This is a genomic window from Streptomyces sp. NPDC085944 (assembly GCF_040686295.1).
GTDB lineage: Bacteria > Actinomycetota > Actinomycetes > Streptomycetales > Streptomycetaceae > Streptomyces > Streptomyces salinarius.
This window is the reverse complement of the sequence record NZ_JBFBJX010000001.1, coordinates 472,347-487,677: the sequence shown is the minus strand read 5'-3', so window position 1 is coordinate 487,677 and position 15,331 is coordinate 472,347. Positions and strand designations below refer to the sequence as shown.

Annotated in this window: 13 protein-coding genes; 4 read left to right on the top strand and 9 right to left on the bottom strand. The window is 73.4% G+C overall.

Going from position 1 to position 15,331, the window contains the following annotated elements:
- Window positions 1-24 precede the first annotated feature (24 nt).
- The 5 genes from AB0P07_RS02390 to AB0P07_RS02370 all read right to left on the bottom strand — a co-directional run bounded on the left by AB0P07_RS02390 (window position 25) and on the right by AB0P07_RS02370 (window position 5,330).
- Window positions 25-495, bottom strand: a complete 471-nt coding sequence (locus tag AB0P07_RS02390; RefSeq protein ID WP_365543894.1) for a hypothetical protein — start codon at window positions 493-495, stop codon at window positions 25-27.
- A 125-nt stretch (window positions 496-620) separates the two neighbouring features.
- Window positions 621-1,688, bottom strand: coding sequence for a hypothetical protein (locus AB0P07_RS02385; protein ID WP_365543891.1), 1,068 nt, complete (start codon window positions 1,686-1,688; stop codon window positions 621-623).
- A gap of 42 nt (window positions 1,689-1,730) precedes the next feature.
- On the bottom strand, window positions 1,731-2,669 hold the full coding sequence (locus tag AB0P07_RS02380; protein ID WP_362347259.1) for an N-acetylneuraminate synthase family protein: 939 nt from the start codon (window positions 2,667-2,669) through the stop codon (window positions 1,731-1,733).
- Between the two features lie 13 nt (window positions 2,670-2,682).
- Entirely contained in the window at window positions 2,683-3,954 is a 1,272-nt protein-coding gene (locus AB0P07_RS02375) for an N-acylneuraminate cytidylyltransferase (protein WP_365543888.1), read from the bottom strand.
- Window positions 3,955-4,004: 50 nt separating this feature from the next.
- Complete coding sequence (locus AB0P07_RS02370; RefSeq protein WP_365543885.1) at window positions 4,005-5,330, bottom strand: DUF6716 putative glycosyltransferase; 1,326 nt, start codon at window positions 5,328-5,330, stop codon at window positions 4,005-4,007.
- Between the two features lie 198 nt (window positions 5,331-5,528).
- Here AB0P07_RS02370 and AB0P07_RS02365 point away from each other — a divergent pair, with 198 nt between their 5' ends.
- Together AB0P07_RS02365 and AB0P07_RS02360 are read left to right on the top strand one after the other, a co-directional pair.
- Window positions 5,529-6,509, top strand: coding sequence for a glycosyltransferase family 2 protein (locus tag AB0P07_RS02365; protein ID WP_365543882.1), 981 nt, complete (start codon window positions 5,529-5,531; stop codon window positions 6,507-6,509).
- The gene (locus AB0P07_RS02360) at window positions 6,506-7,840 is read left to right on the top strand and encodes an alpha-2,8-polysialyltransferase family protein (protein ID WP_365543879.1); all 1,335 of its coding nucleotides are present in this window, start codon (window positions 6,506-6,508) and stop codon (window positions 7,838-7,840) included. Before AB0P07_RS02365 ends, AB0P07_RS02360 begins: the two co-directional genes overlap by 4 nt.
- An 18-nt stretch (window positions 7,841-7,858) precedes the next feature.
- Here AB0P07_RS02360 and AB0P07_RS02355 read toward each other — a convergent pair whose 3' ends face one another.
- From AB0P07_RS02355 to AB0P07_RS02345, 3 genes are read right to left on the bottom strand one after another with little or no spacing between them, the layout of a single operon-like run.
- Complete coding sequence (locus AB0P07_RS02355; protein WP_125629111.1) at window positions 7,859-8,308, bottom strand: GtrA family protein; 450 nt, start codon at window positions 8,306-8,308, stop codon at window positions 7,859-7,861.
- The gene (locus AB0P07_RS02350) at window positions 8,308-9,273 is read right to left on the bottom strand and encodes a glycosyltransferase family 2 protein (protein ID WP_365543876.1); all 966 of its coding nucleotides are present in this window, start codon (window positions 9,271-9,273) and stop codon (window positions 8,308-8,310) included. Before AB0P07_RS02350 ends, AB0P07_RS02355 begins: the two co-directional genes overlap by 1 nt.
- A 19-nt stretch (window positions 9,274-9,292) precedes the next feature.
- Entirely contained in the window at window positions 9,293-12,208 is a 2,916-nt protein-coding gene (locus tag AB0P07_RS02345; RefSeq protein WP_365543873.1) for a YfhO family protein, read from the bottom strand.
- A 369-nt stretch (window positions 12,209-12,577) separates the two neighbouring features.
- Here AB0P07_RS02345 and AB0P07_RS02340 point away from each other — a divergent pair, with 369 nt between their 5' ends.
- Together AB0P07_RS02340 and AB0P07_RS02335 are read left to right on the top strand one after the other, a co-directional pair.
- Window positions 12,578-13,525, top strand: a complete 948-nt coding sequence (locus AB0P07_RS02340; RefSeq protein WP_365543870.1) for a class I SAM-dependent methyltransferase — start codon at window positions 12,578-12,580, stop codon at window positions 13,523-13,525.
- A 112-nt stretch (window positions 13,526-13,637) separates the two neighbouring features.
- A complete protein-coding gene (locus AB0P07_RS02335) occupies window positions 13,638-14,675 on the top strand; it encodes a class I SAM-dependent methyltransferase (RefSeq protein WP_365543864.1) in 1,038 nt (345 codons plus the stop codon).
- Here AB0P07_RS02335 and AB0P07_RS02330 read toward each other — a convergent pair.
- Window positions 14,660-15,310: a TetR/AcrR family transcriptional regulator gene (locus tag AB0P07_RS02330; RefSeq protein ID WP_365543861.1), complete on the bottom strand. Its 651-nt coding sequence runs from the start codon at window positions 15,308-15,310 to the stop codon at window positions 14,660-14,662. The genes AB0P07_RS02335 and AB0P07_RS02330 overlap by 16 nt on opposite strands.
- Window positions 15,311-15,331: the final 21 nt, after the last annotated feature.

Genomic DNA, 15,331 nt, shown 5'->3' with positions numbered 1-15,331 from the left:
CGGCACCCGTCCTCTTCCTGACGGTTACCACGCGTGGCTTCCTCCACTCGCCCGAGTCCGCCGGGTCCGCCGGCGGACCACCCCGAGCACCCCCTCGACGACGGCGAGCGCGAAGAGGGCCAGCCCGGCGACGACCACCGGGTTCACCCAGCCGGGCACCAGCTCGGTGCCCGCGCCGTCCCCGGTGACGCAGCGCACGCTGACGGGGAGGGCCGCACGGGTCACGACGTGGTCGCCCCGTGCGCCGCGGGAGGCGCACATCTGGTCGGGGTCGAGGAGGTAGAAGCCCCGCGACAGGCCCCAGGCGTACGCACCGAGCGCCGCCCCGCCGCCGAGGACCGCCAGCAGGGCGCAGGTCGTCCCGCTCGGCCGGCACCGTCCGGCGGCCGGAGCACGGACCCGGGCCCGCCGGGCGAGGGCCACGGCGGCGCCCACGACGGCGAAGGGCGCCACGAGCGGGGCGAGGGTGAGGACCAGGAACAGAGCAGTTGCCATGCCTGTCCGGACAGCGGTAGGGGCGGCCCGGTTCCGGCGGCCGGCCGCTCCGGCCTGCTATCCGGTTCCGGCGGCCGGCCGCTCCGGCCTGCTATCCGGTTCCGGCGGCCGGCCGCTCCGGCCTGCTATCCGGTTCCCGCCACCGCCGGCAACCGGTGCACGTCCCGCGCGGAACCTGTTACTCCGTTCAGGAAGCCGCGGGCCCTCGGTGAGGCCGCTTCGGTGAGCCAGGCGGGGTCGATGTCACAGACGGCGACGCGGACCTCGGTGCCGGCGAGGGCCAGTGGCAGGGTGTGGACGACGGTGGAGGGAAAGCTGAGGACGGTACGGCCGATCGGGCCGCGGCGGGCGATCAGCTCCAGCGGGAGGTCGGGGCGCACGATCTGCAAACCGGTCTCCACGGACAGCCGGTGCAGCTTCTCGGCGCTCTCGCGGCGGTGGGCGAAGTAGCGGGCCGCGCCGTGGGTCTTCGCCAGGGCGTGTACGGCGGCCACGTAGCGGTCCGCGTCGACGACGCCGGTCTCCACCAGGGAGGTGCCGACCATGTCCGCGCCCTTGGTGACGCGGGGCGGGCCGAAGCGGTCCCGGGTCCAGGCGAAGTCGTTCGCGGTGACGGTGACGCCTTCGGGGACGTCCGCCATGGGCATGGAGGAGAAGACCGAGACCTGCCGGTCGGGGGTCGGGGTGAGGCGGTGGCGGGCGGACCGGGCGACGGGGGCGAAGAGCAGGTCGCGCGGGCCGGGGCGGCTGCCCTTGCGGTGCCAGCGCACCAGCCGTTCGCCGTGGGCCAGCTGGGTGACGAACTCCATGGTGGCCGTGCCGTCGTCGACGACGACGAGGTCGTGGGCGCGGGTGATGGTGAGGAGCAGTTGCACGTAGCGGGAGAAGGGGTCGCCCAGCACGACCCGTTCCGCCTGGCGCAGCGGGGTCGTCAGGCCGCCGATGGTGCGGAAGGGGGCCGTGGCGCCGCCGCGTGCCTCCTCCCAGCGGATGTCGTGGCCCTCCTTGCGGGCCAGTTCCGCCATGCGGCGCAGCTGGCCGCGGGTCATCGGGTCGACGGGCGAGAGGACCACGAGGGTGAGCTCCGCGCCGGGTGCGCGGGTGTGCGCCCACTCCAGCACGTTCAGCAGTTGTACCGGGCTCTCGACGAAGGCGAGAGTGCGGGGGCCGGCGTTCCCGGCGCGGGGGCTCATCGGTGGGGACCGTCCCGTGGTGAGTGACTCGGTGGCCGGCGGTCAGACGGTGACGGGCTCGCCCGCGGCGGCGGCGATCTCGGCCTCGGCGACGACGCCGGTGACGCGGCGCAGCTTCTTCATCGGGCCCAGCTCGGAGTCGTAGACCTTCTTGACGCCGTCGCCGAGGGAGGCCTCGATGGTGCGGATGTCGCGGACCAGGCGGGTCAGGCCCTGCGGCTCGACGGAGGCGGCCTGGTCGGAGCCCCACATGGCGCGGTCGAGGGTGATGTGGCGCTCGACGAAGGTGGCGCCGAGGGCGACGGCGGCCAGTGTGGTCTGCAGGCCGGTCTCGTGGCCGGAGTAACCGATCGGGACGTTCGGGTACTCCTGCTGGAGGGTGTTGATGACGCGCAGGTTCAGCTCCTCGGCCTGCGCCGGGTAGGTGGAGGTGGCGTGGCACATGAGGATGTTGTCGCTGCCCAGGACCTCGACCGCGTGGCGGATCTGCTTCGGGGTGGACATGCCGGTGGACAGGATGACCGTGCGGCCGGTGGCGCGCAGGGCGCGCAGCAGCTCGTCGTCGGTCAGGGAGGCGGAGGCGACCTTGTGGGCGGGGACGTCGAACTTCTCCAGGAAGGCGACGGCCTCGGTGTCCCACGGGGAGGCGAACCAGGCGATGTTCCTGCTCTTGCAGTAGTCGTCGATCTGCCGGTACTCGTCCTCGCCGAACTCCACGCGGTGGCGGTAGTCGATGTACGTCATCCGGCCCCAGGGGGTGTCCCGCTCGATGTCCCACTGGTCGCGCGGGGTGCAGATCTCCGGGGTGCGCTTTTGGAACTTGACCGCGTCGCAGCCCGCCTCGGCGGCCACGTCGATCAGCTTGAAGGCGTTGTCGAGGTCGCCGTTGTGGTTGATGCCGATCTCGCCGGTGATGTAGACGGGGCGGCCGGGGCCGGCCTCGCGCGTACCGAAGGTGCGGATGCGGGAGTTGGTGCTCATGGCTGGGGGTTCCTTACTTGGACTGGGTGAGCGTGGGGGTTTCGAGGGAGGTGCCGACGGGGTCGAGGGCGTCCAGGGACGGGCCCAGGAGCCAGGTCGCGATCTCCCGTACGGCGCCTTCGCCGCCGGGGACGGTGGTGACCGCGCGGGCCGCGCCGCGTACGGCGTCGTGGGCGCTCGCGACCGCCACGGGCCAGCCGACGAGGGCGAAGCACGGGAGGTCGTTGACGTCGTTGCCGACGTAGAGCACGCGGTCGGGCGCGATGCCCTGCTCCTCGCACCACTGCTTGAGGGCGAGGTCCTTGCGGTCGATGCCGTGCAGCACGGGCAGCTTGAGCTTGCGTGCGCGGGCGGCGACGACCGGGTTCACCTCCGTGGACAGGATCAGCATCGTCAGGCCGCTGCGGCGCAGGGCGGCGATGCCGAGCCCGTCGCCGCGGTGCACGGAGACGAACTCGCGTCCGTCGGAGTCGATCAGCACCCGGTCGTCGGTCTGGGTGCCGTCGAAGTCGAGGACCACCGCGTCGATGTCGGCCGCGGTCGGCAGCGCGCCCGGCCGGGCCGCGTCGAAGTGCGGTGCGAGGGCGCGGGCGCGGGCCAGGTCGTGCGGGTCGTCGATCTCCAGGACGCGCGCCGGGTCGGTGCGGACCAGTTCGGTGCGGCCGAAGAAGCGGTGCCGGTGCTCGCGGAAGCCGGGGGCGGCCATGGCGTAGGCGGCGCCGGTCTCCAGGAGGTCCTGGGGACGGTCCTGGCGGCGGGGGCGGTGGGCCTTGTCGTGGTTGACGCCGCGGCCGCCGTCGGCCCCGTCGGTGCCGTCGCGCCAGACGAAGCCGTGGAAGGGGGCGACGGTGACGGCCGTGTCCGCACCGCCCCCGGCGACCGCGCCGGCCACCCCGTCGACGTCCTCGCGGACCAGGAACGGGCTGGTGCACTGCACGAGCAGGACCACGTCCACGGCGGCGCCGTGCAGGGCCTCGTGGGCGTCCATCGCGTGCAGTACGGCGGCCTCGGAGGTGGCCGTGTCCCCGGCGATGGCGGCGGGCCGCAGGACGACCTCGGCGCCGGCCTCGCGGGCCGCGGCGGCGATGGCCTGGTCGTCGGTGGAGACGACGACGTCCGTCACGAGACGGGCGGCCCGGCATTCGCGCACCGCGCGGACCACCAGGGGGACGCCGCCGACGGCGGCGAGGTTCTTCGCGGGCACTCCCTTGGAGCCGCCGCGCGCGGGGATCACGGCGAGCACCCGGCGCACCGAAGCGCCGTGGCCCGCTGGGCGGTTGGACATGGGGTCTGCTCCTTGCGCAGGTGTCGGGGCCGTGCCCCGGGTCGGGCCGGTCACAGCTCGCCCATCCGCCGGATCACCGGGGCGACGCGCTGGACGCCGTGCCGGTAGGCGCCGCGGGCCGCGCGGCGCACGACCTGGCGGACGGGGCCCGGGGGCCGGTCGGCGGCCGGGGCGCCGGGCAGCGGCGTGCCGTCGGGGGCGAGGTGGTGGCGGGCGAGGATGCCGGGCAGGTAGCCGGGGGCGGTGGCCGGCGTGTAGTACGGGGCGAGCGGGGGCAGGCCGCCGGGCCGGGCGAGGAGGGCGGCGATGCGCTTCCCGGCCTCGTCGAAGGCGGTGTCGTAGCCGCCGTCCGCCGCCACGCCCTGCCGGGCGACCCACTCGGGGTCGGGGACCGGGCGGTGACCCGCGTCGAGCTGGTCCCAGGAGGCGAGGCAGCCGGAGCCCACGAAGTGGTGGTTGCCGAGCGCCTCGCGCACCCCGAGGTCGGTCAGGACGACCGTGGGGATGCGCCGGTGCAGGGATTCCAGGGCCGCCGTGGAGCTGACGGTGACCAGCAGGTCGGTACGGTCGAGGACGTCGCCCATGTGCCCGTAGACCAGGTGGAAGTTGGGCGGCGGGTCGGCCCGCTGCACCAGCTTCTGGTAGGGCAGCTCCTCGATGTGCGTGGTGTGCTCGCCGGGCCTGGAGCGCAGTTTGAGCAGTACCTCGCGCCCGGGGTGCAGGCGGGCGTGCCGGATCAGGCGGTCCAGCAGGTACGTACGGTCCCTGCGGCTGTCCGGCACCGAGGGCTGCGCCGCGAAGACCACCGTGCAGGGGTCGTGCTCGCCGGCGTAGGCGGCTCCGCCCAGGAAGGGCAGGGCGACCTCGGTCACCGCGGCGGGGTCGGCGCCGACCCCCTCGTACACGGCGCGGAAGCGCTCCGCGTCCTGGCGGGAGTTGGCGAGGACCAGGTCGGCGCCGTGGCGCAGCAGCAGGCCGTCGGCGAGCTTCTCGTAGACGACGCCGACGTAGCCGGTGACGACCACGGGCCGCTCGGCGCGGTCCCGCCAGAGGCGGCCGAGTCCGTGCAGCATGGCCTGGACGCCGCCGCCGACCAGGGCGAGGACCAGGACGTCGTACGGCTTCTCGTCCCGCGCCCCGTCCATGGCGCGCAGGAACTCGAGGGCGGTCACCTCGCGGAGCGAGTCCGCACCGACGCCGACCTCCCGCAGCTGGCGGGGGGTGGGAGTGGCGCGGCCGCGCAGGAGGTACCCGTCGAGGTGGATCTCCGTGTCGCCGGGGCAGACGCGGCTCGCGGTGAGCGCGCCCCATTTCCACCGGGTGTCGGAGTCCGCCAGGACGGCGACTCGCAGGGCCTTCGTTGCACTTGCTGGCACGTCGTAGACGCTAAAAAGGCATTTCTAGGAACCGCCCAACCGGAATCCAACAAACGGTGAACAGCACATCGCCGAATGGGGAATCCAGCCGCCGGGAGAACCGGACAGTGCGCGCTTCACCGCTTCGCCACGCCTCGTTCACCGCGTGTCAAGGTTCAGGTAAAGCCCGGTGCCGGGCCGGCACCTAACGTCATTCACGTGCCAAAGCTCTCCGTCATCGTGCCGTTCTACAACGTGCGGCAATACGCTCCCGACACTCTGCGGAGTCTGCGCGCGAACGCGCGCGACGACTTCGAATTCATTCTCGTCGACGACTGCTCGTCCGACGGGACCGCGGACCTCCTCGCGCGGGCCGAGTCCGAGCTGCCGGGGGCGGTGCTGGTCCGACACGAGAAGAACGGCGGCCTGGCCACCGCCCGCAACACCGGCATCGACCGGGCGCGCGGCGAGTACCTGACGTTCCTGGACGGCGACGACTGGCTGGCCCCCGGCCACTACGAGCGGCTCGTCGCCGCCGTCGAGGGCCTGGGCTGCGACTTCGTGCGCACCGACCACGTCCAGTGCACGGCACGGGCCCGGGTCGTGCACCGGGTGCCGCACGGACGGCGGGGCGTCGTCATGCGCCCGCGCGACGCGATCCTCCCCGCCCACCGGTCGACCTCGGTCGACTACGCCTACGCGTGGGCCGGCGTCTACCACCGCCGGCTGGCCGAGCGGGGGCTGCTGCACTTCACCGACGGGCTGCGCACGGCCGAGGACCGGCCCTGGATCTGGAAGCTGCACCGGGAGGCGGAGTCGTTCGCGGTGACCGGGCTGCTCGGCGTCTTCTACCGGCGCGGGGTGGCGTCCTCGCTCACCCAGATCGGCGATGTCCGCCAGCTCGACTTCATCCGCGCCTTCGACGAGGTCGTCGCGGGGGCGGCCGGGGACGCCGACGCCGCGCGGCTGCTGCCGAAGGCCGTGCGCACGTACTGCGCGATCATCTCCCACCATCTCGGTTCCGTCGAAAGGTTCGAGCCTGCCGTGGCCCGCAAACTGAAGGCGATGAGCGCCGCCGCCCTGCGGCGGATGCCGCAGGACGCGCTCGAGGAGGTGCTCGGCTCGATGGACACCGAGCGCGCCACGCTGCTGCGCCGGCTGCGCCGCCGTGCGGTGCCGGGTGCGGAGGTGGCGGCGTGAGCACGCAGATCTTCCTGGCGTCGACGCTGTACGGCACGGCCACGCTCGCCGCGGCCCTGGACACGGGCTGCTTCCCCCCGGCCGACCGGCGGATCCTGCTGGTCTCCAACAACGCGGCGACGCCCGAGACGACGCCCGCCCTGGACGAGATGCCCGGGTTCGAGCGGCTGCGGCCGCGCTTCGACGACGTGCTGTCCTGGAACGAGACGATCTTCCCCTTCCATCCGGGCGGCTGGCAGCCGCGGGTGGAGGACGCGCCCCTGTGGGAGCGGCATCTGCGGCTGCTGTGGGACCTGGGCGAGGACGACGTGTCGCTCGCCGTGGAGTCGATCCAGGTGCACCCCGCGCTCGGCGTGGCGCAGATCTTCAGCGACGCGCCCCTGACGGTGTACGCCGACGGTCTGATGAGTTACGGCCCCACCCGCAACAAGCTCGACCCGCTGGTCGGCACCCGCGTGGAACGGCTGCTCCACCTCGACCTGGTCCCGGGTCTGGCGCCCCTGCTGCTGACCGAGTTCGACGTCCCGGCCCAGATCGTGCCGACCCCGGCGTTCACCAAGGTGCTGGCCGAGCTGGCGGACACGGACGCCGGGCTGCCCGGGGGCGAGGGGGCGGCGCTGCTGCTCGGCCAGTACCTGTCGGCGCTGGGCATCCTCTCCGCCGAGGAGGAGGAGGAGCTGCACGTCCAGATGCTGACGGGCGCGGTCGGGCTCGGTCACTCCCGGGTGGTGTTCAAGCCGCATCCCACGGCCCCGGCCCGTTTCACCCGCACCCTGGAGCAGGAGGCGGAGAAGCTCGGCGTGGAGCTGACCGTCCTGGACACCCCGGTCCTGGCGGAGGTGCTGTACGGGCGGACGCGCCCGGCGCTGGTCGTCGGCTGCTTCTCCACGGCCCTGCTGACCGCGTCCGCGCTCTACGGGCTGCCGGTCGCCCGGGTCGGCACACAGACCCTGCTGGACCGGCTGACGCCGTACGAGAACAGCAACCGCGTCCCGGTCACCATCGTGGACGCGCTGCTGCCCGAGCCGGCCGACCGGGACGCCGTCGCCGCGGGGCGGCGGGGCCTGGACACCGATGCCCTCGCCGCGCTGGTGCGGGCCGTCGGGTTCGCGATGCAGCCCAAGATCCTCCCCGAGCTGCGTCCGGCGGCCGAGGAGTACCTGCGGGGCAACCTGAACGCCCGCACCAGCCGGTACTTCAAGAAGCGGCGGCTGACGTCGCTGGGCCTGCCCGGCGGGGTTCCGGAGCGGCTGGCCTTCCTGCCGCGCAACGCCGCGGCACGCAGGGTGGTGCGGCGGGCGCGGGCCATCCGGCGGTCGATCAAGCGGTGAGGTGAGGGCCGGTGCCGGTCACCTGAGGGCGTCCGCCTCGGCGGGCGCCCTCGTCGTTTCGGGCGCGGGCGCGCTCCCCGCGTTCGGCAGCATGATCCAGCGGGAGACCACGAAGGTCACCGGGATCGCCGCCGCGGAGGCCAGCAGGGGGGCGAACCGGCTGCCGGCCCGCAGCACGTCGACGATCACGTACACACCGACCGTGGTGATCACGAAGTTGGCGGCGTTCGTCAGCGGGAACAGCAGGAACTTCCGCCAGGTGGGCCGGGTCCGGTAGGTGAAGCGGGCGTTGAGGAAGAAGGACCCGACCATGCTGAGCAGGAACGCGAGGACGTGCGCGAGGAGATAGGGCAGGCGGGTGAGGAGCAGCAGGTAGAGGCCGTAGTACAGGCCGGTGTTGACGACGCCGACCACGGCGAAGACCGCGATCTGCCGCGCCATCGGGCGGGCGGTGACGAGGCGGGGCATCAGCGGATGAGGTCCTTCGTCGCGGAGCTCGGCTCCCGTTCCACGTTGGTCGCCTTCACCAGGAAGTGCGGGCGTCCCTTGACCTCGTAGTAGATCCGGCCGGTGTACTCGCCGACGACGCCCAGCATCACCATCTGCACCCCCGCGAGCGCGGTGACGACGGTGATGATGGTGACGTAGCCGGGTGTCTCCACGCCGTTGACGAGTGCGGCGCCCACGATCCACGCCGTGTAGAGCCCGGCGCAGGTCAGCAGGGTCATGCCGAGGTGGAGGGCGGCGCGCAGCGGCCGGTTGTTGAACGACAGCAGCCCGTCGAGGCCGTAGTTGAGCAGGGACTTCAGGGTCCAGGAGCTGCGGCCGTGCTCGCGTACGGCGTTCTCGTACTCGAAGGTGGTGCTGGGGAACCCGACCCACGCGAACAGTCCCTTGGAGAAGCGGTTGTACTCGGTCAGGGCCAGCACCGCGTCCACCACGCGCCGCGACAGCAGCCGGAAGTCGCCGACGCCGTCGACGAGTTCGACGTCGACGAGCCGGTTGACCAGCCGGTAGTAGAGGCGGGCGGTGAGGGTGCGGGTGAACCGGTCGCCGCGCCGGCTGCGCCGGGCGAGGACCTGGTCGTAGCCCTGGCCGTGCAGCTCGACCATCTGCCCGATCAGCTCCGGCGGGTGCTGGAGGTCGGCGTCCATGACGACCACCGAGTCGCCGGAGGCGTGGCGCAGACCGGCGAGAAGGGCGGCCTCCTTGCCGAAGTTGCGGCTGAAGGAGACGTAGCGGACGCGCGGATCGCGCTCGGCGAGCTGTTCCAGGAGGGTGAGCGTCCGGTCGCGGCTGCCGTCGTCGACGTAGACGAACTCCATGTCGTGGCCGAGCGGCAGCAGGTCGTCGGCGACCTTCTGCACGGCGGCGTGGAAGCGTTCGATGACGTCTTCCTCGTTGTAGCAGGGGGCGACGATCGATATGAGCATCAGGGTCTCCGGGGCGCGGTCAGAGGGCGCTGGTGGTGCGCTCGCGCGGGCGGGTGGCGGTGGCGCCGGCCGTGCGGAGCGCGGGGTGGTGTGCGGAGCGCCGTCGGCGGACGGCGGTGAGGGTGCCGAGCAGGACGAGGGTCAGGAGCGAGGCGCCCCCGACGGCCGCGCCCAGTCGCAGGCCGGGCGGGTGGAAGGTGCAGGTGACGCTGGTCGCGGAGCCGTCCAGGGGGACGGCGATCAGGCCGTAGTAGGTCTCGGCGGGCTTGGCCCCGGCCCCGTCGGCGGCGCACCGCCAGCCGGCGATGCGGGGGGCGGCGAGCACGGCGGTGCCGGTGCTGCCGGCCGGCAGCCGGGCCCGGACGGTGCCGTCGGAGACGGTCACCTCGTCGGCGCCCGTTTCCTTGAGCCGCTGGACGGCGGTGCGCAGTCGCGCGGTGTCGAGGCAGCCGACCGCGCCGTCCGGGACGGTGCCGGTCCGGGTGGGCGACAGCTCGATCCGTACCCGGCCCGACGCCGGGGCGGTGCCCAGCCGCTGCATCGCGGCGATCTTGGCGGCGTCGGAGGTGAAACGGCCGGTCAGCGGGCGGGCCGGGGTGTCGGTGAGGCGGGCGGTGCCCGAGAAGTGGGGTGCCCAGAGGTAGACCTCGCTGCCGGCCGGGCACTGCGCCGCGATCGAGGGCCGGGATGCGGCGGCGGCCTTGCCGCGGGAGCCCTGCGCGCCGGAGCCCTTGGTGCGGGGCACCTCGATCACCGTGCCCGCCCGGTCGTCGGCCGCGCGTTCGGGCTGCGCGCCGTCGGCGGTGCGGACGGTCAGCGCGGGCACGGTGTAGACGCGGGTGCCCAGCAGCAGTTCCTGGTTGCGGTAGGGCGACGGGCCGAAGGCCGGGACGCCGGTGCGGGCACCGGGCGCGGCGGCCGGACGGACGGTGACGAGTGGCGGTACGTCCTGCCGGGACACGGTCACCGGGGTGCTGTCGCGAGGGTTCCACTTCTGGTGCTGGTCCGGCGGGGAGTGCACCCGGGCGCCCACGGAGAAGATCGCGTCGGTGACGGCGTTGTCCAGGCTCTGCAGGTTCCGGCCGCGCGAGGTCCAGCCGCCGCCGAGGGCGGTGAGGGTCCGGCTGAGGACGTCGGCGGTGAGACTGCTGTAGTACTGGGCGCCCTGGCCGCCCACCACCATCGGGTCGTTGCCCACGGTCTGTTCCCGGCCGGGGTCGGTGCGGTAGGCGGGCCAGCCGCCGGCCTCGGACACGGCCTGCGACTGACTCCGCTGCCGGTCCCCCCAGGGCGCGTAGTCGTCCAGGTGGTTCAGCCGCAGCCGGGTGGCGGCGGCGGAGGTGGCGGCGGCCTCGCCGACCTGGGCACCGACCAGGAGCACGACGGCCAGCCCGACGAGCACGCCACGCCTGCGCCCGGCCGGCCCACCGGCCCCGGCGGCAAAGCCCCTCCCGGCGGCAAAGCCTCCCCCCGCGCCGGGAACACTCCCCGCGTCCGCAACGCTCGTCCCGGCCGCAGGGCCTCCCCCTGCGGCGGGACCGCTCCCCACCCCAAGGGCGCCCGCCCCCGCAGCGGAGCCGCTGCCGGATGCGGCGGGACTGGCCTCGGAGACCTCGCCCGCGCCGGGACGGTCCGTGGGCGCGGTGGAGCGGGCCGCCTCCGTGTGGCGCAGGAGGAGCAGGCCGCCGAGGGCTCCGGTGGTGGCCAGGAGCAGCACCGGCCAGGCGTAGGCGTGCACCAGGCCGCTGCGGCTCGCGGCGGCCGCCGCGAGGGCGAGCAGCGCGCCGGCCGCTGCCAGCGCGCGTCGGGCGGGTACGCCGTAGGACAGCGTGTGCCAGGCCGCGATCACCAGCAGCGCGCACAGCACGAACGTCTGGCGGTAGGGGCTGCCGTTGGGGGTGGCGAAGGCGTGCCAGGCGAGATGGGTCGGCGTCCACTGCATCGAGAGCGCGACCGCGACCACCAGCAGGCTCCATCCGGCGCGCACCCGCACGGGGGCGGCCCGGTGGAAGGGCAGGGCGAGGGCCAGCAGCAGCGCGGTGGTGCCGACGAAGAGCGCCGGGCTGCCGAACCCGTACGTCGTGGGCAGCAGCCGGGCCAGCACGTCCTCCGTCGCGACCGGCGCGAAGTGCGTGACCCGCCCCGGGTAGGCGTGCTTGGTGCCGAAGTAGACGACCGTGACCAGCGGGGCGGCCAGACCGACGCCCAGGGCGACGGTGGCCGTGGCCCGGCCTGCCGCCGCCAGGGCCCGGCGCCGGGGAAGGCCGGACAGCCACAGCCGCAGCAGCAGGAGGAGTCCGGCGCCGAGGGTGGCCATGTACGCGGTGTAGAAGTTGGCGATCCAGGCGAGCGCCACGATCAGCACGCCGAGCAGCCGGCGCCGTCCAAGGAGTGCCCATTCGCCGACCAGGCACAGCAGGGGCAGGGCGACGAGGCCGTCGAGCCACATCGGGTTGTACGAGGCGTCGGCGAGCGACCAGCCGCACAGCGCGTACGCGGAGCCCAGCAGCCCCGCCGCCCACCAGCGGCCGGGGCGCAGCCGGAGCAGCAGCCAGGCCATGGCGGCGCCGGCGCACGCGGTCTTCAGGACGGTGATCACGTACACGGCGAGGTCGATCTCGTCCCTCGGGAACAGGGCCACGAGCAGGGCGAACGGGCTGCTCAGATACGTCCCGAGGTCGGGCAGGAAGCTGGAGCCGAACCCGGACTGCCAGTTGACGAGCAGGCCGCCGTCGGCCCGTCCGTGCAGCAGGTCCCACAGGTGGGCGTGGAACGGCACGTACTGGTTGCCGAGATCGTTGACCGCGCGGGTGCGCGGGCCGAAGGGGTAGCTGCGCGCGAGGGCGTCGGCCGCGCAGAACGCGGTGACGGTGATGGCCGCCGCGAGCAGCGCGGCTGCCGGTCGCGGCTTGCCGCGCAGGGTTGAGCGATTCATTCTCGGCGGGCCCCAAGCAAAATTCGTCGCGTTCAGCGCCTCGTGCGGGGACGTCACTCCCTGTGCGCTTGTCCGATCGATTAGACCGGGGGTATTCCCCCCTCGTTGTGCAATCGCCGGTGAACAGTGGACGAATGATTAATGACCGAATGCGCCCGGAGCCCGCAGAAATGATCAATTCCAGACGCACGCCGCCGAGCCGGAGGAGGACGGGGCTCGTACGGAAAATGAAGCAGGGGTTAATTCCCTCTTTCCCGACGGCCTTACGGCGAGAAATCGACGGCGTTTTCCTGGGCTAACCTCTGCGCCACCTCCCACGTGCTCCACGCACTGCCGTGCGCCCCCATGACGGATAGAGGCTCTTGCTCCATGAACAGCCGTTCCCTGCTCCACAGCTCGGTTTCCCGGCGTCTGCTGCGCCCCGTCGCCGACCTCATAGACCAGCGCATCGAGCGGCAGGTCCGCTCGGCGGTCCGCCGCACCGGCGTCCGGGCGACGCCGGCCGCCCAGGACACCGAGCGGCTGGTCCGTGAGGTCGAGGTGCTCAGGCAGCGGCAGCTCACCTTCGAACTGCTGCTCGGCCCCGGCGGTCGCGGTATCTCCCGCATGGTCGGCGAGGCCTCGCTGGAGCACCTGCACGCCGAGGTAGCGGCCCTGTCCGGCGACCGCGGCGCGGCGGAGCGCAACGTCGCCGCCGCCTTCCGGCTGCTGGTGGCGCTGGAGTCGCTGGGCGTCGGCCGGATCGCGGGCGGCACCATGAACATCTGCGGCAAGCTCGGCACGATCCCCCTGCTGGACCCGCCGAACGACGAGATCCTGGAGATCGGCACCCTGTACGGCATGTTCTCCGCCGGCCTCGTCCGGATGATGGAGCGCGACGGCCGCAGCCCGAGCCTGACCATCGTCGACCCCTTCGCCGGGGTGCAGCTCCAGCCCGGCAGCGACCAGCGCGCGGACCCCACGGGGTCGCCGGTCGACGAGCGCGCCGTGCGCACCAATCTCGCCCTCGCCGGTCCGGCGGGCGCGGCGGCGCGCATCCGGCACGGCTTCTCCGAGGACCCCGAGACCCGGGCGGCCGTCTCGGACCGCGGCTACGGCGTGATCGTCGTGGACGGCGACCACTCGGCCAAGGGCGTCGCCCAGGATCTCGAGTGGGCCGAGGAGATAGCCGCGCCCGGCGCGATCGTCGTCCTGGACGACTACGACGACCCCAGCTGGCCGGGCATCAAGGACGCCCTGGACGAGCACCTGAAGGGGAAGACCCGTTTCACCTTCCTGGGCAGGGCGGCCCGCTCGGCGTTTCTGCGGGCGGCGTGAGGGGGCTTCGCAGGGTGTAGGGCCGCACGCGTTGGGCGATACGTGCGATTTTCCGACCGTCGGATCGCGCGTACCCCCTCCATTTCGGCCAACGAGGAGGCATCCTCCCCTCATGGCCACTGCGCAAGAGACGCACGAGTACCCCGGTGAGCTGAACGACGTCCCGGGCTGGTTCTGGCCGCTCGACCAGGTGCTGTTCTCCTGGTTCCTGGAGCGGCAGGAGCGGCTGGACACCCGCGGCGACCTGCTGGAACTGGGCGCCTACCTGGGCAAGAGCGCGATCCTGCTCGGGCACCGGCTGCGGGACGGCGAGACGCTCACCGTCTGCGACCTGTTCGGGGCCGAGCCGCCGGACGCGGCCAACCGGGCGGAGGCGGCCAAGTCGTACTCCTCCCTCACCCGCCAGGCCTTCGAACGGAACTACCTCTCCTTCCACGACACCCTGCCGACGATCGTCCAGGCGCCCAGTTCCGCGGTCGTCGACGAGGTGGCGCCCGGCAGCTGCCGCTTCGTGCACGTCGACGCCTCGCACCTGTACGAACATGTCGAGGGCGACATCGGCGCGGCCAAGCAGTTGCTGGGGCCGGACGGCATCGTCGTCCTGGACGACTTCCGCAGCGAGCACACCCCGGGCGTCGCCGTCGCGGCCTGGGAGGCGGTGCTCAACCGTGGGCTGCGTCCGGTCTGCCTGAGCAGCCAGAAGCTGTACGGCACCTGGGGCGACCCGGAGCCCGTGCGGGAAGAGCTGATCGCCGCGCTGCGCGGCCGCGACGACATCACGGTGACCGTGGAGCAGGCCGCCGGGCACCGGCTGGTGCGGACCCGAGCCAAGGGCAAGCGGCTGCGGCCGCCCTCGCTGCCGTCCTCGCGCCACCCGGCGCCCGCCCCCGCGCCCACCCCGGCACCGGGCGCGGGTCGGCCGGACGGCGCACCGGTGCCGGGGCAGACCGCGCAGGCGCGTCCGGCGGCCCGCGCCGTCCGTGCGGCCCGCGCGTCGGCCCCGCGGGAACGCGCCCGGCGGCTCGCCCTGGACCTGCTGCCGCCCGTCGTCACGCGGGCCGTGCGCCGCTACCGGGCGGCACAGCGGGCGAAGGCGAGCGGTGCGGGCGGTGCGGGCAGGGCGGCGGGGGCGGCTCAGCCGAGGCGGTAGGTCGCCGCGACACCCTCGATCACCAGGGCCAGCGACTCCTCGTAGTGCCGGTCGTAGTCCGTGAAGATCTCCGCGCCCGCCGCGGCCGTCAGGGGGTAGTCGGCCAGCAGGCGGGCGCGTTCGTCCACGTCGAAGCCCTCCCGGCGCTCGCCGGGCAGGGGCTCGACGCCCTGTTCCTCGGTGACGAAGCCGAGCGTGAACATGTAGGTCGTCGTGGTGGCCCGCACCGCCTGCGCGAGGGTGAACCCGGCGGCGGTGAACAGCCGCAGGGTGCCCTCCATGTACTCGGCGTGCACCGCGCCGGTGAAGCGTGAACCGCTGAACACCTTGGCGCCGTCGCGGTAGGCGAGCAGGGCCGCGCGCAGGCCGCGGTTGGCCTTCAGCAGCCGCTCCCGCCAGGTGTCGGCCGGGTCGAGCGGGGTCCCGGCGACCATCCGCCGGTACATCTCGGTGGCCATCTCGTCGAGCAGGGCCTGCTTGTCCTTGAAGTGCCAGTACAGCGCGGGTGCCTTGACGTCCAGCTCCCTGGCGATGGTGCGCAGGGTCAGGCCGTCCAGACCGACCTCGTTCAGCAGCTTCAGCGCCGTGTCCGCGACCCGTCGGCGGTCGAGGGGGGCGCGTCGTTCCGTACTCACGCTTGACACCTTAACGACGTT

Bases quoted from the DNA above. Each gene is read 5' to 3' on its own strand.
- AB0P07_RS02355 (WP_125629111.1), bottom strand. From the start codon at position 8,308: ATGCCCCGCCTCGTCACCGCCCGCCCGATGGCGCGGCAGATCGCGGTC.
- AB0P07_RS02340 (WP_365543870.1), top strand. From the start codon at position 12,578: ATGAACAGCCGTTCCCTGCTCCACAGCTCGGTTTCCCGGCGTCTGCTG.
- AB0P07_RS02350 (WP_365543876.1), bottom strand. From the start codon at position 9,273: ATGCTCATATCGATCGTCGCCCCCTGCTACAACGAGGAAGACGTCATC.
- AB0P07_RS02375 (WP_365543888.1), bottom strand. From the start codon at position 3,954: ATGTCCAACCGCCCAGCGGGCCACGGCGCTTCGGTGCGCCGGGTGCTC.
- AB0P07_RS02345 (WP_365543873.1), bottom strand. From the start codon at position 12,208: ATGAATCGCTCAACCCTGCGCGGCAAGCCGCGACCGGCAGCCGCGCTG.
- AB0P07_RS02385 (WP_365543891.1), bottom strand. From the start codon at position 1,688: ATGAGCCCCCGCGCCGGGAACGCCGGCCCCCGCACTCTCGCCTTCGTC.
- AB0P07_RS02335 (WP_365543864.1), top strand. From the start codon at position 13,638: ATGGCCACTGCGCAAGAGACGCACGAGTACCCCGGTGAGCTGAACGAC.
- AB0P07_RS02380 (WP_362347259.1), bottom strand. From the start codon at position 2,669: ATGAGCACCAACTCCCGCATCCGCACCTTCGGTACGCGCGAGGCCGGC.
- AB0P07_RS02390 (WP_365543894.1), bottom strand. From the start codon at position 495: ATGGCAACTGCTCTGTTCCTGGTCCTCACCCTCGCCCCGCTCGTGGCG.